The 19,796-nt window shown below is 64.5% G+C and carries 23 protein-coding genes and 2 tRNA genes; 8 read left to right on the top strand and 17 right to left on the bottom strand.

The features are described from left to right. Positions 1-47 precede the first annotated feature (47 nt). Together A7X65_RS33720 and A7X65_RS33715 are read left to right on the top strand one after the other, a co-directional pair. The gene (locus A7X65_RS33720; protein WP_063693521.1) at positions 48-632 is read left to right on the top strand and encodes an RNA polymerase sigma factor; all 585 of its coding nucleotides are present in this window, start codon (positions 48-50) and stop codon (positions 630-632) included. Between the two features lie 20 nt (positions 633-652). After that, positions 653-955 carry a hypothetical protein gene (locus A7X65_RS33715; protein WP_063693519.1) on the top strand — a complete coding sequence of 101 codons (303 nt, stop codon included), beginning with the start codon at positions 653-655 and terminating at the stop codon, positions 953-955. Positions 956-1,014: 59 nt separating this feature from the next. Here the strand turns inward: A7X65_RS33715 and A7X65_RS33710 are convergent, their stop codons facing one another. Continuing rightward, a complete protein-coding gene (locus A7X65_RS33710; protein WP_063693517.1) occupies positions 1,015-1,416 on the bottom strand; it encodes a DUF2177 family protein in 402 nt (133 codons plus the stop codon). A gap of 150 nt (positions 1,417-1,566) precedes the next feature. After that, positions 1,567-2,373 carry a DUF1295 domain-containing protein gene (locus A7X65_RS33705; protein WP_063693515.1) on the bottom strand — a complete coding sequence of 269 codons (807 nt, stop codon included), beginning with the start codon at positions 2,371-2,373 and terminating at the stop codon, positions 1,567-1,569. 168 nt (positions 2,374-2,541) lie between these two features. Here A7X65_RS33705 and A7X65_RS33700 point away from each other — a divergent pair, with 168 nt between their 5' ends. Genes A7X65_RS33700 through A7X65_RS33690 form a run of 3 tightly spaced genes read left to right on the top strand, consistent with a single transcriptional unit; the run spans position 2,542 to position 5,869 of the window. Further along, positions 2,542-3,855, top strand: coding sequence for an NAD(P)/FAD-dependent oxidoreductase (locus tag A7X65_RS33700; protein ID WP_063693512.1), 1,314 nt, complete (start codon positions 2,542-2,544; stop codon positions 3,853-3,855). 4 nt (positions 3,856-3,859) lie between these two features. Then, positions 3,860-4,648, top strand: coding sequence for a DUF1365 domain-containing protein (locus A7X65_RS33695; RefSeq protein WP_063693509.1), 789 nt, complete (start codon positions 3,860-3,862; stop codon positions 4,646-4,648). A 3-nt stretch (positions 4,649-4,651) separates the two neighbouring features. Next, entirely contained in the window at positions 4,652-5,869 is a 1,218-nt protein-coding gene (locus A7X65_RS33690) for an SAM-dependent methyltransferase (protein ID WP_063693506.1), read from the top strand. Positions 5,870-5,936: 67 nt separating this feature from the next. Here A7X65_RS33690 and A7X65_RS33685 read toward each other — a convergent pair. The 9 genes from A7X65_RS33685 to A7X65_RS33645 form a co-directional block, all read right to left on the bottom strand. After that, positions 5,937-6,012: transfer RNA gene (locus tag A7X65_RS33685), tRNA-Phe, on the bottom strand. A 186-nt stretch (positions 6,013-6,198) separates the two neighbouring features. After that, positions 6,199-6,381 (bottom strand): DNA gyrase inhibitor YacG, encoded by a 183-nt coding sequence (gene yacG / locus A7X65_RS33680; protein ID WP_063693503.1) that lies wholly within the window; start codon positions 6,379-6,381, stop codon positions 6,199-6,201. Between the two features lie 155 nt (positions 6,382-6,536). Then, positions 6,537-7,166, bottom strand: a complete 630-nt coding sequence (locus A7X65_RS33675) for a Maf-like protein (RefSeq protein WP_063693500.1) — start codon at positions 7,164-7,166, stop codon at positions 6,537-6,539. 155 nt (positions 7,167-7,321) lie between these two features. Then, on the bottom strand, positions 7,322-7,789 hold the full coding sequence (locus A7X65_RS33670) for an arsenate-mycothiol transferase ArsC (protein ID WP_063693496.1): 468 nt from the start codon (positions 7,787-7,789) through the stop codon (positions 7,322-7,324). Between the two features lie 6 nt (positions 7,790-7,795). Then, positions 7,796-8,293, bottom strand: coding sequence for a UPF0262 family protein (locus A7X65_RS33665; protein WP_063693493.1), 498 nt, complete (start codon positions 8,291-8,293; stop codon positions 7,796-7,798). Continuing rightward, positions 8,290-9,585 carry a histidinol dehydrogenase gene (gene hisD / locus A7X65_RS33660; protein WP_063693490.1) on the bottom strand — a complete coding sequence of 432 codons (1,296 nt, stop codon included), beginning with the start codon at positions 9,583-9,585 and terminating at the stop codon, positions 8,290-8,292. The genes A7X65_RS33665 and hisD overlap by 4 nt, the downstream gene beginning before the upstream one ends. 151 nt (positions 9,586-9,736) lie before the next feature. Beyond that, positions 9,737-10,186 (bottom strand): DUF2948 family protein, encoded by a 450-nt coding sequence (locus A7X65_RS33655; protein WP_063693488.1) that lies wholly within the window; start codon positions 10,184-10,186, stop codon positions 9,737-9,739. A gap of 81 nt (positions 10,187-10,267) precedes the next feature. Continuing rightward, a complete protein-coding gene (locus A7X65_RS33650; protein ID WP_063693869.1) occupies positions 10,268-10,927 on the bottom strand; it encodes a Rossmann-fold NAD(P)-binding domain-containing protein in 660 nt (219 codons plus the stop codon). 26 nt (positions 10,928-10,953) lie between these two features. Then, entirely contained in the window at positions 10,954-11,892 is a 939-nt protein-coding gene (locus A7X65_RS33645) for an SDR family oxidoreductase (RefSeq protein WP_063693486.1), read from the bottom strand. Between the two features lie 84 nt (positions 11,893-11,976). Here A7X65_RS33645 and A7X65_RS33640 point away from each other — a divergent pair, with 84 nt between their 5' ends. Beyond that, on the top strand, positions 11,977-12,618 hold the full coding sequence (locus tag A7X65_RS33640) for a TetR/AcrR family transcriptional regulator (protein ID WP_063693484.1): 642 nt from the start codon (positions 11,977-11,979) through the stop codon (positions 12,616-12,618). Between the two features lie 162 nt (positions 12,619-12,780). On the opposite strand, the gene A7X65_RS33635 is transcribed toward A7X65_RS33640, so the two are convergent. The 5 genes from A7X65_RS33635 to A7X65_RS33615 all read right to left on the bottom strand — a co-directional run bounded on the left by A7X65_RS33635 (position 12,781) and on the right by A7X65_RS33615 (position 17,026). Next, on the bottom strand, positions 12,781-13,605 hold the full coding sequence (locus A7X65_RS33635) for an alpha/beta fold hydrolase (RefSeq protein WP_063693483.1): 825 nt from the start codon (positions 13,603-13,605) through the stop codon (positions 12,781-12,783). A 115-nt stretch (positions 13,606-13,720) separates the two neighbouring features. Continuing rightward, positions 13,721-14,230 carry a hypothetical protein gene (locus A7X65_RS33630; protein ID WP_063693481.1) on the bottom strand — a complete coding sequence of 170 codons (510 nt, stop codon included), beginning with the start codon at positions 14,228-14,230 and terminating at the stop codon, positions 13,721-13,723. Positions 14,231-14,438: 208 nt separating this feature from the next. Continuing rightward, positions 14,439-14,747: an EthD family reductase gene (locus A7X65_RS33625; RefSeq protein ID WP_063693478.1), complete on the bottom strand. Its 309-nt coding sequence runs from the start codon at positions 14,745-14,747 to the stop codon at positions 14,439-14,441. A gap of 318 nt (positions 14,748-15,065) precedes the next feature. Then, positions 15,066-16,772 carry an FAD-dependent oxidoreductase gene (locus A7X65_RS33620; RefSeq protein WP_063693867.1) on the bottom strand — a complete coding sequence of 569 codons (1,707 nt, stop codon included), beginning with the start codon at positions 16,770-16,772 and terminating at the stop codon, positions 15,066-15,068. Positions 16,773-16,840: 68 nt separating this feature from the next. Beyond that, positions 16,841-17,026 carry a hypothetical protein gene (locus A7X65_RS33615; RefSeq protein WP_063693868.1) on the bottom strand — a complete coding sequence of 62 codons (186 nt, stop codon included), beginning with the start codon at positions 17,024-17,026 and terminating at the stop codon, positions 16,841-16,843. Positions 17,027-17,343: 317 nt separating this feature from the next. On the opposite strand from A7X65_RS33615, the gene A7X65_RS33610 reads away from it, so the two are divergent. Together A7X65_RS33610 and A7X65_RS33605 are read left to right on the top strand one after the other, a co-directional pair. After that, positions 17,344-17,418 (top strand) — tRNA-Thr (locus A7X65_RS33610). A 1,121-nt stretch (positions 17,419-18,539) separates the two neighbouring features. Then, on the top strand, positions 18,540-18,803 hold the full coding sequence (locus A7X65_RS33605) for a hypothetical protein (protein WP_063693475.1): 264 nt from the start codon (positions 18,540-18,542) through the stop codon (positions 18,801-18,803). A gap of 482 nt (positions 18,804-19,285) precedes the next feature. On the opposite strand, the gene A7X65_RS33600 is transcribed toward A7X65_RS33605, so the two are convergent. Beyond that, positions 19,286-19,762: a cyclic nucleotide-binding domain-containing protein gene (locus A7X65_RS33600; protein ID WP_063693472.1), complete on the bottom strand. Its 477-nt coding sequence runs from the start codon at positions 19,760-19,762 to the stop codon at positions 19,286-19,288. Positions 19,763-19,796 lie beyond the last annotated feature (34 nt).

Genomic DNA, 19,796 nt, shown 5'->3' with positions numbered 1-19,796 from the left:
GGGCCGTTGCCCGGAGCGTTTCGTAGGAAGCGCAAGGGAGACAGGACATGGCCTGTTCAAGCCTGGCAAGTCAGGCGCAGATCGAGAAATTGTCCGAACTGCTGGCACGCGTCTCCGAAGGCGAGACACGTGCCTTCGCGGAGCTTCATACGCTGACACGCGGCAGGCTGCGGAGAATTGCACTGGCGGTCGGGGCCGCACCGCACGACGTCGACGATATCCTCCAGGAAACTTTCTTGAAGGTCTGGCGCAATGCTGCCCGGTTCGATTCCGGACGCGCACCCGCCATGGCCTGGATGTCCGCAATCGTTCGGCACACCGCAATTGATCATCTGCGGACCAGACGACAACCGAATGTCGAACTGGACGAGGCGCTGGCGGTCCCGGCAGCGGCCGGGCCGTCACCAACCGAGGATTTCGATTACGTCAGCGCCGAACCGATTGCCCGCGGAGTACTGGCCCGCTTGCCGGAAGATCGCCGCAGGCTGGTCGCTCTGGCTTATCTCGAGGGCGAGAGCCGCGCGAGCCTGTCTCGGCGCTTCGGCGTGCCGGTCGGCACCATCAAGACCTGGCTGCACCGAACCATTTTGGCGGTGCGCAAGGATTGCCTTGCGGCATCGGCCGCGGCCTGAAGCCGGCGAGAACGCCCTGTATGGACGCAAAGATCATCGAATTTCCCGCGCGCGGACGCGAGAACCGGCTTGTCTCCTCGACCGCAAGGCTCGAGGCGATTGTGCAGGAAGTCGAACGTATCGTGGCCGACGATCCTGCAGCCGGCTTCGATCGGCTGCTCGCCACTATGGAGCGCATGAGCGATCAATTGCTCGATCTCGCCTGCCTCTTGTTCGACGAGGAGTCAAAGCTGCAGGCTCGGAGTGCGTTCAAGTCCCTGTCGGACAAGATCGTGGAAACCAGGGAAGCATTCGAGCAGCTCGAAGGCCGGAAGCGAACCTGAATGGACATGCTGATGCGCGGTCAACTCGGCTCCGTTGCAACAGTGCGGCCCGCACGGGTTCAGTGCGACAGCTTTTGAGCGACAAGAAATCCGGTCCAGGCACTGACGCCGGCGAGAAACGATCCCCAGCAAACGTCCGCAAGGGTCAGTCCGGTCGACCAGTTTCGCAGCGTTGCCTGATTGGTGAGATCGTAGGTCGCATATGTGAAGCATCCGAGCAGCAGGCCGGACGTGAAAGCGCGCAGTGCGCCGCCGTCTTGCTGCGCAGGCAGCACGGCAAACCAGATCAGGCCGACAGGATACAACACGTAGAACGCGGCCGCGGCCGGCAGGTTGGGCTGAGCCCGCAACATATCGCCCATCACCGGCCGATACAGCCTGTCGACCATGGTCGTGAGCCAGGCCATGTCGACAGCAACGAAGGTGACGGCCACCGCCAGATAGGTGAGGAGAAGGTTCATGTCCGCGTTTCCCGTCGGGCAGCACGTAGCCGATTTGTCGAATTGTCCGCCGGGTTAACGATCCGCGAGGCATGGCGGATCACATCGGCGCACGCATGGGGCTCTGCGGTCCCCCCAACAGCCCGCAGCGCCTCGCGCCGGCACACTGGCTCATCGCTGAGCCTGTCGCGGCGGCCAGGGGAAAAACGCGCTGGTGCGTGCCTGATACTGGCGATACCTCTCGCCGCGCGATTGCAGCATCTGCTGCTCGAGCGGCGGGATTCCGGTCACGTGGACGAGGATCCAGTACATGATCGCGGGCGCCGCCAGGCTGGCCCACCCCCAAGGGTATCCGGGCGATAGCGCGATGACCGGATAAGCCAGCCATCCCAGCCATTCGAAGAAATAGTTCGGATGACGCGACCAGCGCCAAAGGCCGATATCGCAAACGCGGCCGGCGTTGGACGGGCGGAGCTTGAAGCGCCGCAGCTGCCGGTCTGCCATTGCCTCGCCGGCGACGGCAACCAGAATGATGCCGATCCCGATATAGTCCTGCGGCCGCAGTCCAGGCGCCGGCGCGTGCGCTGCGAGGAACACGGCGAATGGCAGCGGCACCGAGACCAGCGCCTGTGATTGGAGGAAGAAGAACATCCGGCGCGGCGCCGCGGCTCCCCATTCGCGCGCATAATTCGCATAGCGGGGATCGTCGATCCCCGCTGCGGAGCGGCGCGCGATGTGCGTCCCAAGCCTCACCGACCACACCAGCACCAGCACTGCGACGAGCACCCGGCGGGCCGGCAAACCGTCGTCAAGCGGCCATAGGGCTGCTGCGGCGCCCACGAGGCCGGTGGCGTAGGACCAGATGGCGTCCACCCAGCCGGAATTGCCCGTGCGCTGCTGAACGACCCAGGCCAATCCCATCAAAAGGCAGAGGGCCAACGCGATGCAACCTATCGCCTGAACGTACAGAATAATCATGCCCTCACCAGAATTGACCTCTGTCGATACGTCACCTGCGGGCGGCGGTTTCGCCCTCGGCGGCGCGTTCCCGCCAACGAGCAGGTGATCCGGGCCCTCTCGCCGGACGTTTCCTGATGGTTGCTTCAAGGGCCGTAGCTGACGGTACCGCAGTGGGGGCGAAAGAGCATGCGTTTGGCCGTGATCGGGACGGGAATCGCCGGCAATGCCGCCGCGTGGCTCCTGTCGAAACGTTACGCAGTCACCGTTTACGAGCGCGAGTTGCAGCCGGGCGGGCACAGCCATACCGTTCGCGTCGACTATGACGGCGAGCCCATTGACGTCGACGTCGGCTTTATCGTGTTCAATGAGACGAATTACCCGCAACTGACGTCGCTGTTCACGCATCTGGGCGTGAAGACCGTCGAGACTTCCATGAGCTTCGCCCTGTCCGCCGACCATGGTCGGTTCGAATGGCGCGGTGGCGGCGAGACCGCCCTGCAAACGGCCTGCGGCCTGTTCGCTCAACCACGTAACCTCGCATCGCCGTCGTACATTCGGATGCTGGCGGAGGTCGTGCGTTTCAACAGGCAGAGCGTGGCCGATTTGCGTGCAGGCCAACTGCACGCTCTGACGCTCGGCGAGTATTTGCGTCGGCAATCGTTCGGGCCGCGCCTGTTCTCCGACTACCTCGGTCCGATGGGAGCGGCCATCTGGTCGTCCTCGTCCGACGACATCCTGTCGTTTCCGGCGGAGAACTTCGTCGCCTTCTTCGACAATCACCGGCTCCTGCACCTCGATCGCCCGCGCTGGCGGACCGTCGAGGGTGGCAGCCGGCGCTATGTCGACAAGCTGACCGCTTCTTTCAAGCACAGCATTCGGCTAGGCTGCGCGGTGACGTCGATCGACCGGGGAGGACACGGCGTGACGGTGCGCGACAGTCGCGGCGGTGTCGAGATTTACGACGCCGTGGTGATGGCTTGTCACAGCGACCAGGCCTTGGCGGCGATGTCGGACGCCGACGTCCAGGAGCGCTCCATCCTTGGGGCGATCCGATATGCCCCGAACACCATCTTTCTTCACCGTGATCCCAGCCTCATGCCCCGGCGGCGTCAGGCATGGGCATCCTGGAACTTCCTGCGCTGGCCGCGGCAAACGCCTGCCGAGAACGACGTCGCGGTGACCTATTGGATGAACCGGCTGCAGGGCATCGATGACAGCAAACCATTGTTCGTCAGCCTCAACCCGCCGTTCGAGCCCGCGGCCCATCTGACGTTTGGAAAATTCACCTTCGCCCATCCGCAGTACGACCTTGCTGCGTTCGCGGCGCAGCGACGACTCGTTGCGATTCAAGGGCGTCACCGAACCTGGTTCTGCGGCGCCTGGACCGGCTACGGCTTTCACGAGGATGGCTTGCAGGCCGGCATCTCCGTTGCCGAGGCACTTGGCACCGAGGTTCCATGGCGTCAGCCGGATCCGCTGCTGGCCGAAGCCGCGGAGTAAGGCGATGGCCGGAGCGAAACCAGCCAGGGCCGATGATGCGACAGCGCCCGCCGCGCTCTATTGGGGAAAGGTGATGCACGCGCGATGGCGGCCGGTGCAGCACAGGTTCACCTATCGCGTGATGAGCCTGCTGATCGACCTCGACCGGCTGAACGAAGCGGATCGCCAGTCCTGGCTGTTCGGCATCAATCGAGCGGCGCCTTTCAGCTTTCACGAGCGGGATCACGGCGACGGCAAGGGCGCGGGCCTCGGCCAATACGCCCGGCAGCTCGCGGCCGAACGCGGCGTCGACCTTGCCGGGGGCCGCGTTCTCCTGCTCTGTTACCCCAAGGTCCTGGGGTACGTGTTCAACCCGCTCTCGATCTATTTCTGCTATGGCGCGTCCGGCAATCTTGCGCTGTTGATCTACGAAGTGCGCAACACCTTCGGTGAGATGCATTCCTACGTCCTGCCGGTGCAAGAGGACGGCGCGAGCTGCGTCGTCCGCCAACGCCATTCGAAGACGTTCTACGTTTCACCCTTCATGGAGATGGAAACGCATTACCGTTTCAGCGTTTCTCCACCTCGGCAGGATGTGAAAGTCAGGATCGTGCAGATCGGCGCGCAGGGCGCGATGTTTGCGGCAGCATTCTGCGGACGACGTCGTGCCCTGACGAGCTACACCCTTTTGACGGCGCTCTTCAGGCTTCCCCTCCTGACGTTCAAGGTGATCGCGGCCATTCACTGGGAAGCGATGCGGCTCTGGCTCAAGGGCGTTCCCTACGTACCTCGTTTGAAGCAACGCGAGATTTGAACCATGGATCTGGCAGCCACCCATCAAGCCGTTCAATTTGATGGCGTCCCGTTCTTCGCCCGCCTTGCCTTGCGCCTTGCATCGCAACTTCGGTGCGGCACCCTTCATGTGCGCCTTCCCGACCAGAGAATGGTCACGTTGCGTGGCCAGCTTCCGGGACCGTCGGCCTCGATCGAACTGAAGAACTACAAATTCGCGCGCAGCCTCGTTATCGGCGGCGACATCGGCATGGCCGAGGCCTATATCCGGGGCGACTGGACCACGCCCGATCTCGCCCAGCTTCTCTACGTATTCTGTCTCAACGAGGATCTGGTCGACAGCGCCTTCGCCGGGAACATGCTGGTTCGCCTCTGCCGGCGGGCGATTCATCGCCTCCGCCGCAATACCAGGGAGGGCTCGAGGCACAACATCCACAAGCACTACGATCTCGGAAACGAGTTCTTCGCAGCGTGGCTCGATTCCAGCATGACCTACTCGTCGGCTCTGTTCCCGGCCGAGACAGCCGACCTCCCCGCCGCGCAACAACACAAATACGCGCAGCTGGCGAAGGCTATCGAATTGCAGCCCGGTCAGAGCGTGCTCGAGATCGGATGCGGTTGGGGCGGCTTCGCTGAATTCGCCGCCAGGACTTACGGCGCCAACGTATTGGCACTCACGATCAGCAAGGAGCAGCATGATTTTGCCCGTCGCCGGATCCACGAGGCCGGGCTCGCCGAAAAGGTCGAGATCCGATTGCAGGATTATCGCGACCAGGACGGCCGCTTCGACCGCATCGCCTCCATCGAGATGATCGAGGCCGTCGGCGAGCAATTCTGGCCTGCCTATTTCAATCAGCTGACGCAGCGGCTCAAGCCCGGCGGCCTGGCTGGCATCCAGGCCATCACGGTTCGCGACGAGCTCTTCGGCAGCTATCGGCAACGGGTCGACTTCATCCAGAGATACATCTTTCCGGGCGGCATGCTGCCTTCGACCAGCATTCTGCGATCGCTCGGCGAGCGCTTCGAGATGCCTATCATTCGCGAGCGGGTGTTCGGGCAGGACTACGCCAGGACGATCTCACTCTGGCGCGACAATTTCAGCCGGGCCTGGATCGACCTGACCTCGATGGGATTCGACGAACCCTTCCGCCGGATGTGGGAATATTATCTGTGCTACTGCGAGGCAGGGTTCAGAGCCGGAAAGATCGACGTCGGACAGCTGGTGTTTGCACGGCGGGGCTGACCGGATCTTGCCGCTCCCCTGACCGCAAGGCGGTCAACGGCTATCGCGTGTTTTGGGCTTGGGAGGATGGTGCCCAGGGGCGGAATCGAACCACCGACACTGCGATTTTCAGTCGCATGCTCTACCAACTGAGCTACCTGGGCGTGCTCCAAGAGAGGGGCCAAAGCCCATCGAGCGGGCGGTTTATAGTGGGCTCGGGGCTGCCTGTCCACCCGGCTTTGCCAAGAGGTTTCGCCGGGCGCGCCCCGGCTGTGTACAAGCTGGGGCGCGCTGGCCGGGACTCGCGCGGGGTGCGTCGATCGCCCGCTCAAGCAATTGATATTATTTAATTATTCCACATCATCGACTTCGTCGTCGCGGCCGGGGATGACGTAGCCGCCCTTCAACCAGCGGTTCAGATCGACGTCGCGGCAGCGCGAGGAGCAGAACGGGCGGGTGGCCTGCGCCTGCGGCTTGCCGCAGATCGGGCAGGTTTTGAGCGGCCCGGCGGGCCTGTTGACCTGGTCGTCCATGAGTGTCGCGCAGCTTTACACGGTGAGCACGTTCAAGCGCCTGTCGGCGAAGGGGTTCCCGCAACGGCGGCACATGCGCCGCCGCGTGGGTCCGGCCGGGCCATTCTACTGTGCATGGGGTTGTTTTCGAAGTTTTTGTCGGCGCCGCCCGGCGCTCACACCGCGGTGGAATTGAGCCAACCGAAGCGGGTCGGAAAGCCCTCGCCGCCGAGCAGCGTCGTGGTCTCGTACAGCGGCAAGCCGACGACGTTGGTGTAGGACCCCACCATCTTCACCACGAACGAGCCGGCGATGCCCTGCACCGCGTAGCCGCCGGCTTTGCCGCGCCATTCGCCGGAGCCGATATAGGCCTGGATGTCGTCCTCCGAGAGACGCTTGAAGCGAACGCGGGTCTCGACCAGACGCTGGCGGAAGGCCTCGCGCGGCGTGACCAGGCAGATCGCGGTGTAGACGCGATGGTTGCGCCCCGACAGCAGCCGCAGGCACTGCGCGGCCTCGTCCACGAGGTTGGCCTTGGGCAGGATGCGGCGGCCGACCGCCACCACCGTGTCGGCGGACAGGATGAAGGAGCCGCGCAGCTCGTCGTCGAGCTGCACCGATTTGAGCGCCGCATCGGCCTTGGCCCGCGCGAGGCGGTTGGCGCAGGCGCGCGGCAGCTCGCCCCGCTTCGGCGTCTCGTCGACGTCGGCCGGCCGGAGCGCGTCCGGCTCGATGCCGGCCTGGTTGAGCAGCGACAGGCGTCGCGGCGAACCGGAGGCGAGTACGAATTTGGGGCGGCCGAGCATCAGGTGATTTGGGGATGAGGCAGGGGGTGAATTGCGCGCGGAACCTATCGGAAGGGGGCTGATTTCACAACCCGGGAACCCGGACTTTGCTGATTCGAGGTTTCCGACATGGCTGTGCCCTCGATCTGTGACGCGGGTGTTACGCCCGCCTCATGCTACCCGCTCGCCGCGCCGACCTTCGCAAACCGGCGTCGGATCCGCATCAGCAGCTGGTCGCAGACGTCGCGATAGGCGGCGAGTTTCTGGTCGCGGCTGCCCTCGATCGTGGTGGGATCGTGTGTCGGCCAGTATTCGACGTCGGCGGCGAGCGTGCGCGTCAGCTCCAGCGCCTTGTGATGCGCCTCGGGCGAGAGGGTGATGATGAGATCGAAGTTCAGCCCCTCCCAGTCCTCCAGCTCCTCGAAGGTCTGCGGCTTGTGGGTGGAGATGTCCTGGCCGAGCTCGGCCATGATGGCGATCGCGAACGGATCGAGCTCGCCCTTCCTGGCGCCGGCGGACTTCACATAGAGACCCTGCGGAAACATGTGCTGCAGCAGGCTCTCGGCCATCGGCGAGCGCACGCTGTTCATCGCGCAAGCGAACAGCACCGACTGCGGATTGCTTGCGCGTGGGGGCGCAGCCATCCGCGATTAGCCTTTCCAATGCAGAACAGTGATGAGCGTGAACAGCCGGCGCGAGGTCTCGAAGTCGACCCGCACCTTGCCCTTCAGCCGCTCCTGGAGCGTACGCGATCCCTCGTCATGGATGCCGCGGCGGCCCATGTCGATGGCCTCGATCTTGTCCGGCGTCGCGGTGCGGATCGCCTGGTAGTAGCTGTCGCAGATCATGAAATAGTCCTTCACGATCCGCCGGAACGGCGTCAGCGACAACAGATGCGCGACCACGGGCGTGCCGTCCTCGCGGCGGATGTCGAACATCAGCCGGCTGCCGGTGATGCCGATATGCAGCGTGAACGGCCCCTTCCCGTCGGCGCCGTCCGGCGCGAACAGGTTCTGCTCGATCAGGTCGTAGATCGCGATCGCGCGCTCGTGCTCGATGTCGGGCCCGGAACGGCCGATCGAGTCCTCGTCGAGGGTGACCGCGACGATGCGATTGCTGGAGTCGTCCTGTTCGGGCGGCTTTGTCATGACAGATTGAGGCGCAATCCAATCGAACGCGAATGGGCGTCCAGCCCCTCCGCCTTGCCGAGGGTCATCGCGGCAGGTCCCAGCGCACGCAGCTGATCCGGGCCGCATTTCAGGATCGAGGTGCGCTTCATGAAGTCGTGCACCGAGAGGCCCGAGGAGAACCGCGCCGAGCGCGCCGTCGGCAGCACGTGGTTGGAGCCGCCGACATAGTCGCCGATCGCTTCAGGCGTATGGGCGCCGAGGAACACCGCGCCGGCGTTGCGTATCCTGGCGGCGAGCGCGTCGGGATCGACCGTCATGATCTCGAGATGCTCGGCCGCGATCGCATCCGCCAGCGGAATGGCGTCGTTGAGGTTCTTCACCATGATGATGGCGCCGAAATCGGCCCACGAAGTGCCTGCGATCGTCGCGCGCGGCAGCGTCTTCAGCTGCGCCTCGACAGCCTTCTCGACATCGGCGGCAAGCCGCGCCGAATCGGTGATCAGGATCGATTGCGCGCTGGCATCGTGCTCGGCCTGCGCCAGGAGATCGGCGGCGATCCAGTCGGCATTGCCGGTATCGTCGGCGATGACAAGCACTTCGGAGGGACCGGCGATCATGTCGATGCCGACCTTGCCGAACACCAGCCGCTTTGCGGCGGCGACATAGGCATTGCCCGGGCCGACGATCTTGGCGACCGGCGCGATCGTCGCGGTGCCGTGCGCGAGCGCGGCCACGGCCTGCGCGCCGCCGACGCGATAGATCTCGGTGACGCCGCCGAGATGCGCGGCCGCCAGCACCAGCGGATTGAGCTTGCCGTCGGGCGAAGGCACCACCATCACGAGGCGCGAGACGCCGGCGACCTTTGCCGGCACCGCATTCATCAGCACAGAGGACGGATAGGCCGCGGTTCCGCCGGGAACATAGAGGCCGGCAGATTCGATCGCGGTGTAGCGCCAGCCAAGCTCGACGCCGAGCGGATCGGTGAAGCGCTCGTCCTTCGGCAATTGGCGGCTGTGGTAGGTCTCGATGCGGTCGCGGGCGAGCTTGAGGGCATCCAGCGTCGCGGCATCGCAGGCCTTCACGGCCGTCTCGATCTCGGCCGCCGTGATACGCAGGCCGGATGCGTCCAGCTTCAAGCGATCGAACTTGGCAGTCGCCTCGAGCAGGGCCGCATCGCCGCGCTTCGCCACATCGTCGACGATGGCGCGCGCGGCTGCCTCCACGTCGGCCGAGACCTCGCGCTTGGCGGCGAGGAAGGCCGCGAATCGCTGGTCAAAATCGGCGCTGCTGCGGTCGAGACGAACGGGCATTTCTGGCTTGGCTTCCGGCTGGTCTTTGGGGCGGATTGGCTCACCCGGGCCCCTGCTCAATGGCGCGGCGGCCCCCCGCCGTCAACCCTTGGAAGGCGGGTCCCGGTTTTCGCCGCGACGGCGGCGGAATGCGTGGCGTTGGCATACCACCTCACCCCTCCCCCTCGGTCTCCAGGCCCGTCCCCAAATCATCCATCCCGAGATCGGTCAGCTCGCATTCCAGGCATTCGACGTCGAGCCGGATGGCGCCGCCTTCGGCGAACAGCAGCAGGGCGCTGCCGCCGGGCTCCTCGGCGCGGCCGTCCTGGGGGTGAAACTCGATGCCGACGAGGTCCAGGACCTTCTCCGGCGCGCCCAGGTCGATGTTGCGCGATTTGCAGGCGAGCACGCGGTCGAAGCGGAGGGCGGCGACCAGCCGGCGCGGCTCGGCCGTCCCGTCCAGCGTCTGCTCCCAGTCCAGCCGGCTCATGCCGACCACCAGCCGCTTTTCCCCCTGCCGCCAGACGATGTCGGCAGCCTGCACGCGGGCGTCCTGGACATGGGTGGAGATGACGGCGAGATCGTCGGCATCGAGCGCAATCATTTTGAGCTGGGGAGACATCGCCGGCGCTTCTCCTTCAGGGCGGATGGGGTTCAACGCGCGCAGGCGCGGAAATTTCCCCACAACTAACGCCCTGGCCGGCTAGATGCCATTGATATCCGCCATTTCCAGCACCTTCCGCGGATACCCCTGCCGGGCGACGTGGATCATGGCGCGGCCCATCTGCTCGGTCGAGGTGACGAGGGTGGGCGAGATCCGGCGCAGCACCGACCAGAGCGGCGAGGTTGCGGTATAGACCGCCTGCACCCAGGCGGTCTTGGAACGGGCCCCATGCAGCGGCTGGATCGCGCCGGGCCGGAACATGTAGGCCGCCTTGAACGGCAGCTTGAGCAGGTCGTTCTCGGTCTTGCCCTTGACCCGCGCCCACATCCGCGGCCCCTGCTCGGTGGAATCGGTGCCGGCGCCGGTGACATAGGTGAACGTCATCTGCGGATTGAGCCGCGCCAGCGTCGTCGCAGCCGCGAGCGTGAGGTCGTAGGTGAGATGGCGGTAGCGCTCCTCGCTCATGCCGATCGAGGAGACGCCGAGGCAGAAAAAGCAGGCGTCGTAGCCGGTGAGCTCTGCTTCGATCGCCGAGTAATTCAGGAAGTCGTCGTGGATGATCTCGGCGAGCTTGGGGTCGTGCACGCCGGTCGGGCTGCGGCCGACCACGAGCACGCGCGCGATGCCGGGGTCGATCAGGCACTCGCGCAGGACGCCCTGCCCGACCATGCCGGTCGCACCGAAGATGATGACTCGCATCGCGACGTCTCCAACGATGTCGCGGCTCATGCAGCGACCGCGATCTCGTCGAAGGATACACCGGTCAACGTTGCCGAGACATCCCACAGCATGGCAGCCGCGGCGAAGTCCTTCGCCTGCGGCATGATCTTCGCCGGCGCCGGCGGGCCCTTCAACTCGTAGAAGCCGTTCGGACCGTAGTAGCCGCCGGGCTCGGCGGCCGGCGAGGTCGCGGCGAACAGCGTCGGCAACGCGCCCTCGGCCGCGGAATGGCTCATCAGCGGCTGGAGCCACCGGCCGACCCGCGACTGGAACGAGCTGGTGCCCGGCCCGTTCGCAATGAGATCGGTCCGCGCGTAGCCGGGATGCGCGGCCAGGCTCGTCACACCCCAGCCGCTAGCGAGGCTGCGCCGCTGCAATTCCAAGGCAAACATCAGCATCGCGAGCTTGGACTGGCAATAAGCGCGCCAGGGACGGTAGGAATGCTTGCCCTGCAGGTCGTTGAAATTGATCGCGCCGGAGCGGTGCGCAAGGCTCGAGAGGTTGACGACACGCGGTGCCCTGGCGCGGCGAAGCTGCGGCAGCAGGCGCGCCGTCAGCGCGTAATGGCCGAAATAGTTGGTGCCGAGCTGCATCTCGAAACCATCCTCGGTCTGCTGCCGCTTCGGCAGCGCCATCACGCCGGCATTGTTGACGAGGAGATCGAGCTGCTCGTTGCTGGCGGCAAAGCGCCGTGCGAAATCGGCGACGGAGGACAGGCTGGCGAGATCGAGAGGCTCATAGGCGATCAACGCATTGGGAAACCGCTCGCAGATGCTCTCGATCGCCCGCAGGCCCTTTGCGTCGTTGCGCCCCGTGAGTATGACAATGGCACCGGCGCCTGCCAGCGCCATCGCTGTCTCGTAACCGAGGCCGCCCGTGGCCCCGGTCACGACCGCGGTCTTGCCGCTGAGAGAGGAAATGTCTGCCGTGCTCCAGTCGGTCATGCCGCGTCTCCGTTCGGGGCTGGAATAAGGCCCGCGACGGGTCTAAATGTGCACTGAGTGCAAATTTGCAAGAGGTGAAATAATTTGAAGGTTTCGAAGCCTGCCAGGACAAGCGCCAAGCCATTGACGCGGGGAGAGAAATCGCCGGCGGCGCCGGGCCTTCGCGAGCGCAAGCAGCAACAGACGCGCGAGCGGCTCAAGCGCGCGGCGATGGCGCTGTTCCTGGAGCGCGGCTTCGAGGCCACGACCATCGACGACATCGCGGCCGGCGCGGAGATGTCGCGCCGCAGCTTCTTCCACTATTTCGCGTCCAAGGAGGACGTCGTCGCCGCCTGGCAGGAGGATGCGGCAAGCGCGCTGGTCGCCGAGATCCTCGCGCGTCCGGCCGACGAGTCCATGCTGACCGCCGCCGAGAATGCGATCGCCGCGGCGGTGAAGCGGATCGATCCCGCGGAGGCGGCCGCGATGTCGCGGCTCAAGCGCGACAACCCGGCGCTCCACGCCCGCGACCAGCTCAAATACGAAAAGCTGGAGCGCGCACTTGCCGAAGGGCTGGCCCAGCGGTCGGGGCGCAAATCCGACCGGCAGAAGGCCCGCCTCGTCGCGATGATCGCCACCGGCGCGATGCGCGTCGGCGGCGAAAGCTGGATCGGCGAGGGTGCGCGCGAGAAGCCGGAGGCTTTTGTGAAGCGCACCTTCGATGCGATCCGGGCGATATTGGAGTGAGACTCCTTCTTCCTTCTCCCCTTGTGGGAGAAGGTGGCGCGAAGCGCCGGATGAGGGGTTTGCCTCCACGATCTCACGCGCCGAGACAGACCCCTCACCCGTCTCGCCGCTCCGCGGCGAGCCACCCTCTCCCACAAGGGGAGAGGGTAAGATCAGCGTCCCTCACTCCTTGAAGAACGCCAGCAGGTCCGCGTTGATCGTCTCGGCGTGCGTGGTCGGCATGCCGTGGGGGAATCCCTTGTAGGTCTTCAGGGTGCCCTTCTTGAGCAGCTTGGCCGAGAGCGGACCGGAATCGGCGTAAGGCACGATCTGGTCGTCGTCGCCGTGCATCACCAGGACTGGCACGTCGATCTTCTTCAGGTCCTCGGTGAAGTCGGTCTGCGAGAACGCGACGATGCCGTCGTAATGCGCCTTCGCGCCGCCCATCATGCCCTGGCGCCACCAGTTCTGGATCACCGCTTCCGACGGCTTGGCGCCGGGACGGTTGAAGCCGTAGAACGGGCCGGAGGCGAGGTCGCGATAGAACTGCGTGCGGCTGGCGGCGAGCTGCTTCTGGAGATCGTCGAACACGCTCTTCGGCAGGCCGCCGGGATTGGCCGCGGTCTGCACCATCAGCGGCGGCACCGCCGAGAGGATCGCCGCCTTGGCGACGCGGCTCTCGCCGTGACGGGCGATGTAGTGCACGACTTCGCCGCCGCCGGTGGAATGGCCGACATGGATGGCGTTCTTGAGGTCGAGATGCGCGGTGACCGCCGCGAGATCGTCGGCGTAATGATCCATGTCGTGACCGTCGGCGACCTGCGACGAGCGGCCGTGGCCACGGCGGTCATGGGCGATGACCCGATAGCCGCGCGTGACGAAATACATCATCTGCGCGTCCCAGTCGTCCGACGACAGTGGCCAGCCATGGCTGAACACGATCGGCTGGCCAGAACCCCAATCCTTGAAGAAAATCTCGACGCCGTCCTTGGTGGTGATGGTGGGCATGAATGGCTCCTTCAGTGAAAATCAATCCGGGACTCGCAAAGATGCGAGCCGGTGATCCAGAGATGGTTGTGCGATATCACGAGGTCGATGCCACGCATCGACCGGAAACGTGCGTTCAAGCAAACGTCATCGGCTTGTAGCGGCGCCAGGCGCCGATCGTCAGCACCACGAAAAACACCAGCACGATGCCCTGCACCACGGCGAACACCGGACCGGAGGGCGGCGCCGGCGGCACGGCGGGCGCGAGCGCGGCAAGCGCCGGAATCTTCAGGAACGACTGGATCACCAGCACGAAGACGTTGAAATAGAGCGAGATCATCGCGGTCACGATGTAGACCGGACGCCACACGCCAGCGAGTTTCATGCCGTAGAGCGCGAGGCAGGCGATCGCGAGCAGCACCAGCGAGATGATGCCGATGATGTGCGAGGGCAGCAGCTCCTTGAACGGAAACAGGAAGCCGGTGGCGCTGGTGAGGATAGTGAACAGCAGGAAGATCGCGGTGAGGCCCGGCATCGATTTCGAGCCGAGCAGGCCGAACATCACGACGAAACCGGCGACGATCGCAATCAGGCTGATGACGACATGGATCAGTGTAATCGCAGACAGGCTCAATCCAAACATCATCTCACTCTCTCCGGGAAGCTGCGAGATGGTATTACGGCCCTCATCGAATGGCTACTCACGCAATGTCACAGGCTTGCGCGGAGCCATGCGCCGTCGTGCGAATCGACAAACGCATGGCTGAATTATTTGCACCGTTGTCGCAAACAGCGGCAAACTTGCGACGAAAGTTGAATCGAATTCGCCGCAGGCAAGACGCTGTGTGCGTGTCTCACACGTTCTTGGTGTCGAAGATCAGGAGGTCGGCGCCGCCGCTGGCGAATTTCGGCACGTCACCCGCGGCCGCCTTGCCCGCGTCGCTGCCGAAGGCCTTCTGGATGTCGGCCACGCTGTCGAAGGAGAGGATGGCGACGAGGTGAACGCCTGAGGGACCGGCGGGCGAGCCGACCGGGCCGGTGCTGACGGCGTAGTTCTTCAGGCCGGGCAGTTTCTTGGCGAGCGGAATGTGGGTCTCGGCATAGTGCTTGTCGAAGGCGGCAGCGTCTTTTGGTGTTTTGTAGAGCACGACGAGTTCGGCCATTTAGTCCTCCCGTTGGGCGTTTTGTTTGTCGATCCTCATGGTGAGGAGCGTGCGAAGCACGCGTCTCGAACCATCGAGGCCCGGGTCGTTATTCCGGGCCTGCATCCTTCGAGACGCCGCTGTCGCGGCTCCTCAGGATGAGGGGATAGTCTGTAGTTGCCGGCAAGATGGCAAGCCTCATTCGACTTGCCATTCCCTTGCCTTCTCCTTGACGAGAGCCTCGTTCCGCTTCCGATGGAATCGGAACGAACCTCTAGATTCTTGTTTTGACGCGTTTTCTTGACGCGAACCGGGGATCCACTTCGCTCGAAAACGCTTTTAGAGCGCCGGTTTTGCGGCGTCGCCAAGATAGCCGTGCAGGGAGGCCACGACCTGGGCGCCTTCGCCGATGGCACCGCCGACGCGCTTGACCGAGCCGGAGCGGACGTCGCCGACGGCGTAGACGCCGGGTACCGAGGTCTCGAGCGGCGCCACCAGCTTGCCCTGGTTCAGCTCGGATTGCGCGCCCGTGACGACGAAGCCGCCGCGATCGAGCGTCACGCCGCAGCCGTCGAGCCACGAGGTGGCGGGATCGGCGCCGACGAACAGGAAGAGATTGCGGATGTCGGCGGAGTCCTCGTCGTCCGACAGCCGGCTCTTCCAGCGGATCCGCCGCAGCAGCGAGGTGTCGTCGCCCTCGAGCGCGGTGATCTCGGTGTTGAACATCAATTCGATGTTCGGCGTCGCTTCGATGCGCTCGATGAGATAGCGCGACATGCTGGCCCCGAGGCCGCCGCCGCGGATGATCATCAGCACGCGCTTGGCGTGGCCCGACAGGAACACCGCGGCCTGGCCCGCCGAATTGCCGGCGCCGACCAGCGCCACTTCTTCGCCGGCGCACAGCTTCGCCTCGACCGGGGATGCCCAGTACCAGACGCCGCGGCCCTCGAACTTGTCGAGGTTTTCGATGTCGGGACGGCGATAGCGCGCGCCGCTGGCGACCACCACCGCGCGCGAACGCAAGGTGTCGCCGCAATCCAGCGCCAGCTTGAAGCTGCCGTTGGCGCGCGAGCAATCCAGCGAGCTCACCGACATCGGGATCATGATCTCGGCGCCGAACTTCTGCGCCTGGGTGAAGGCGCGGCCCGCCAGCGCCTGGCCGGAGATGCCGGTCGGGAAACCCAGATAGTTCTCGATGCGCGCGCTGGCGCCGGCCTGGCCGCCGAAGGCGCGGGTGTCGACCACGGCGACCGAGAGACCTTCCGAGGCCGCATAGACCGCGGTCGCGAGCCCCGCCGGTCCGCAGCCGACGATGGCGACGTCGTAGATGCGGTTGTCCTTGGCACCGCCGATCATGCCGATGGCGCGGCCGAGCTCGGTCTCGCTGGGGTTGCGCAGCACCGTGCCGCCGGCGGTAACGACCAGCGGCCAATCCTCCGGCTTCGGCGAATAGCGCGCGATCAGCTCGGCGGCATCATGCTCGCTGGCGGGATCGAGCAGATGATGCGGCTGGCCGTTGCGGGTGAGAAAGCTCTGCAGGCGCACCACGCCGGCGGAGTTCGACGGCCCGATCAGCACGGGGCCGCCGATGCCGCCCTGGATCAGGTTGACCCGGCGCAGGATCAGCGCGCGCATGATGCGCTCGCCGAGCTCGGCTTCGGCCACCAGCAGTGCGCGCAGCCGGTCCGGCGGCACCAGCAGCACCTCGACATCGCCCTCGGCGCGACCGTCGACCAGCGCCGGCCGGCCCGAGAGCTGGCCGAGCTCGGCGAGAAACTGTCCCGGCCCCTGATCGATCACCGGGGTGACGTGACCGAGGCCGTCGCGCTGGGTGACGGCGACGTGCCCCGCCAGCACCACGAACATGCCCGGCCCGGGCTGGCCGGTCTCGAACAGCAGCACGCCGTCCTTATAGTGCTGAACCTCGCCGAAATGGCGCAGGCGCTCGATTTCGGCAGGTGTCAGCGTCGGAAAGGTCTGCTCGGGACGCGTGAATTGCGCCATCAGCGCTTCCCTGTCGGTTCTCTGCACCTCGTCCTGCGCCATCGTCATTCCCGTCCATTCCAAAAATCCAGCTGCCGGCCTTCATTCGCCGGGACTTCAATCGCCGGTCTTCAATCGTCGATCTTGCCGGCGGTCCCCTCATCTAGGGAACCATCGTCATCCTGCGAGGGCTCGGCGGCGGCGCGCTCGCGCGCCTGCAGCTTCCGCCGCTTCAGGTTCTCGCGCAGCGCCGATTTCAGCCGGTCGTCCCGCGAGGCCCTGCCCTGTTTCTCGCTTCTGTCGTTCCGCTCAGTCATCGAAGGTCCATCGCAGCGATCGGCCATAACATGCCCAACGAACATGGCAGCTCAAGAGGCAGGACGCGACCGATCGTGCGAAACTCGAAATGGATCGAATCCGCGCCCCGGGCCAACTGGCCAGTTGGGTGGGGACATCGGCCCGCGAATCGGGGAAAAGTCTGCTGTTTCGAGCGAAAACGGGCATTTTGGCCTCGATATCGGCCCGATTTTCTCGTTTTGAGCGGCCTTGCAAGCTTGCACAGGAGGGGGGCTTGTGGCAGATATCGGCCCGCTTGGTTAGGCCCCTGTGGCGGCCGATTCTGATCCCAGCACATGCTGCCGTAGCTCAGTGGTAGAGCACTCCATTGGTAATGGAGAGGTCGACAGTTCAATCCTGTCTGGCAGCACCATTCTCCTCGGTTCAATCACGCACAGATCGGCATTCTCGCGGCTCGAGATGCCCGAGTTTTGCTCGTTCCTTGTCCCTCTTCCGTGAAGAGGGCGCAGGGAAGACCGGGTGCCGGCTGGCACCCATGATCCGCTGCGCGAAGATTTGCACACGCAAATGCGCAGACGGGACGACAGGTGGGCCGGAAACACCCGGCCTTCCCTGCGCAGTGGTTTGACGGCTTATGCCTGCTCTCCCCGGAGCCGAGTTCCTTCTGGCCTCCGTCGCCTCGCGAATTGGCGATGTCTCCAGACCCGGTCGAGCCCAAAGCCATCTCCGCAAGGCTTGACCGTAGCAACGACGGTCAGGACCACATGGTTTTGCCGTACGCTGGCTACGCCGTCCGTCTGCACGCCGACCGACCTCACGAGGTTCATCTCGCCCTGGTCCCGCCTTGGCGTGCCCGACGCAGCCGCGTCCACCGCACCCCGATCCACGTTCGCTGCGACGTACGATCGCCCCTCTCCGGGGACCGGGATGGCGCGAGAATGCCGCGATTCCGAATTTCGGTAAAGTGGAATATTTTTGATGAGAGGGATTGACGGGGCTTGGAGGTGTTTTGCCCGACGGGCAGATCGGCATGCATGGGGACACAACCCCGCCGATCCATCTGAGGCTCGTAGGATGGGTAGAGCGCAAGCGAAACCCATCGAGGGCTTGTTCGGTGCCGAGGCATGATGGGTTTCGCTGCGCTCTACCCATCCTACGCACGCCGATCCATCCGAAGACCGGATGCCGGCGACCTGGCCGCCCAGGTAAGGTTAATTCTTCCTTTCGATTGTCGGTAAAATTTTATCTATTATCGTCTTCGTCATCGATGACGAACCCGAGGCTCCAATAGTGATTGCGTGTTGCCTGATCGTGACTGGGACTGCGCTGCTTCTCTCCGGCCTCGTTGCCTTCGGCCTTCATAGAAACTCGCTGCACTCATTGGCGCTGCTGTAGCCGCGCCGGCAAACCGGCTCGTAGGATGGGTAGAGCGCAGCGAAACCCATCGAGGCACTGCCGGTGCCGAGGCATGATGGGTTTCGCAAATGCTCTATCCATCCTACGCTTACTAAGCTCGATGGGCATGGGAATGAGATGACGCAAGAAACCATTGCCGCAGCAGGCAACACGGAAGCTCCAGCGTATCTCACGCTCGTCCAATTGGGCTATTCGCTCGATAGAGACGGCGAAGAGCGCTGGATCGCGAAGAAAGGAACGCTCGAGCTTGTGGCCGATTGCCCGCTTGAACTCCTCGGCCTCTCACTGATGCGAAACGAACGTGGGCCACGTTGGCAGGCAGACGATCACGAGATCGCCGAGTTTCTAACGCAGTTCTATCCGTCTGCTGGACGGCCATGATCGTCATCGTGGGGTGGGCCTTACCTCGATGACAATCATGATAGGTTCGCAAGGGCTCTACCCATCCTACCCGCTACGCACGATCAATTCTCGTCACTCACCTGATGTCCTGTGGCGAAGCCCGGATGGAGCGCAAGCGTAATCCGGGATCGATCGCCGTGGACACAGCCGTCCCGGATTGCGCTTCGCTCCATCCGGGCTACAAACTTGTTCGATGCCGAGGCATGATGGGTTTCGCTGCGCTCTACCCATCCTACGCACGATCAATCGTCGTCTCGCTCCAGTCGTCCCGCGAACCGATCGTCGGAACGGCGTAGCCTTCTGCAGAGCTCGCGGTTGATGTCCTGCAGGACGATCACATAAGCGTGGATGTCTGCCTTGTAGTAGCTCGTAGGATGGGTAGAGCGCAGCGAAACCCATCGAGGCACTGCCGGTGCCGAGGCATGATGGGTTTCGCTGCGCTCTACCCATCCTACGCACGATCAATCGTCGTCTCGCTCCAGCCGTCCCGCGAACCGATCGTCGGAACGGCGCAGCCTTCTGCAGAGCTCGCGGTTGATGTTCTGCAGGACGATCACATAGGCGTGGATGTCTGTCTTGTAGCAGGCATAGAGATTCTGCGCGGTCAGCTCGTACAGCACCGTCGGTGCTTCCGCGACCACGGTGGCGGAACGGTTCTGCATTTCGATCAGCGTCATCTCGCCGAAGAAATCGCCGGGATCCAGAACGGAAATCGGGACGACGCTTCCCGCGGTCGCCCGTTTGCTCACCGCGAGGCGGCCGGATTTGACGATGAACATCGAACGTCCGGCCTCGCCTTCCGCGACGACGGTCGCGCCGGCATCGAAGCGGCGCTCGACCAGCATCGAGACGAGGAGGTCGAGGCTCGGCTCCGGAAGACCGCCGAAGAACGGCGTCGCCAGCAGGAACGCTTTCAGATCGGGAGCAATGGCAACCATCGCTCGACGTTACGCCCCATCGTCCGGTGCAGCA

The organism is Bradyrhizobium stylosanthis (genome assembly GCF_001641335.1).
Classification (GTDB): Bacteria; Pseudomonadota; Alphaproteobacteria; order Rhizobiales; family Xanthobacteraceae; genus Bradyrhizobium; species Bradyrhizobium stylosanthis.
The sequence above is the reverse complement of the archived record's forward strand: the minus strand, read 5'-3'. Positions and strand labels throughout refer to the sequence as shown.

Bases quoted from the DNA above. Each gene is read 5' to 3' on its own strand.
- A7X65_RS33670 (WP_063693496.1), bottom strand. From the start codon at position 7,789: ATGGCTGCGCCCCCACGCGCAAGCAATCCGCAGTCGGTGCTGTTCGCT.
- hisD (WP_063693490.1), bottom strand. From the start codon at position 9,585: ATGCCCGTTCGTCTCGACCGCAGCAGCGCCGATTTTGACCAGCGATTC.
- A7X65_RS33615 (WP_063693868.1), bottom strand. From the start codon at position 17,026: ATGACTGAGCGGAACGACAGAAGCGAGAAACAGGGCAGGGCCTCGCGG.
- A7X65_RS33665 (WP_063693493.1), bottom strand. From the start codon at position 8,293: ATGACAAAGCCGCCCGAACAGGACGACTCCAGCAATCGCATCGTCGCG.
- A7X65_RS33705 (WP_063693515.1), bottom strand. From the start codon at position 2,373: ATGATTATTCTGTACGTTCAGGCGATAGGTTGCATCGCGTTGGCCCTC.
- A7X65_RS33675 (WP_063693500.1), bottom strand. From the start codon at position 7,166: ATGCTCGGCCGCCCCAAATTCGTACTCGCCTCCGGTTCGCCGCGACGC.
- A7X65_RS33620 (WP_063693867.1), bottom strand. From the start codon at position 16,772: ATGGCGCAGGACGAGGTGCAGAGAACCGACAGGGAAGCGCTGATGGCG.
- A7X65_RS33655 (WP_063693488.1), bottom strand. From the start codon at position 10,186: ATGTCTCCCCAGCTCAAAATGATTGCGCTCGATGCCGACGATCTCGCC.
- A7X65_RS33695 (WP_063693509.1), top strand. From the start codon at position 3,860: ATGGCCGGAGCGAAACCAGCCAGGGCCGATGATGCGACAGCGCCCGCC.
- A7X65_RS33630 (WP_063693481.1), bottom strand. From the start codon at position 14,230: ATGATGTTTGGATTGAGCCTGTCTGCGATTACACTGATCCATGTCGTC.
- A7X65_RS33690 (WP_063693506.1), top strand. From the start codon at position 4,652: ATGGATCTGGCAGCCACCCATCAAGCCGTTCAATTTGATGGCGTCCCG.
- A7X65_RS33600 (WP_063693472.1), bottom strand. From the start codon at position 19,762: ATGGTTGCCATTGCTCCCGATCTGAAAGCGTTCCTGCTGGCGACGCCG.
- A7X65_RS33635 (WP_063693483.1), bottom strand. From the start codon at position 13,605: ATGCCCACCATCACCACCAAGGACGGCGTCGAGATTTTCTTCAAGGAT.
- A7X65_RS33625 (WP_063693478.1), bottom strand. From the start codon at position 14,747: ATGGCCGAACTCGTCGTGCTCTACAAAACACCAAAAGACGCTGCCGCC.
- A7X65_RS33605 (WP_063693475.1), top strand. From the start codon at position 18,540: ATGACGCAAGAAACCATTGCCGCAGCAGGCAACACGGAAGCTCCAGCG.
- A7X65_RS33645 (WP_063693486.1), bottom strand. From the start codon at position 11,892: ATGACCGACTGGAGCACGGCAGACATTTCCTCTCTCAGCGGCAAGACC.
- yacG (WP_063693503.1), bottom strand. From the start codon at position 6,381: ATGGACGACCAGGTCAACAGGCCCGCCGGGCCGCTCAAAACCTGCCCG.
- A7X65_RS33650 (WP_063693869.1), bottom strand. From the start codon at position 10,927: ATGCGAGTCATCATCTTCGGTGCGACCGGCATGGTCGGGCAGGGCGTC.
- A7X65_RS33720 (WP_063693521.1), top strand. From the start codon at position 48: ATGGCCTGTTCAAGCCTGGCAAGTCAGGCGCAGATCGAGAAATTGTCC.
- A7X65_RS33710 (WP_063693517.1), bottom strand. From the start codon at position 1,416: ATGAACCTTCTCCTCACCTATCTGGCGGTGGCCGTCACCTTCGTTGCT.
- A7X65_RS33715 (WP_063693519.1), top strand. From the start codon at position 653: ATGGACGCAAAGATCATCGAATTTCCCGCGCGCGGACGCGAGAACCGG.
- A7X65_RS33700 (WP_063693512.1), top strand. From the start codon at position 2,542: ATGCGTTTGGCCGTGATCGGGACGGGAATCGCCGGCAATGCCGCCGCG.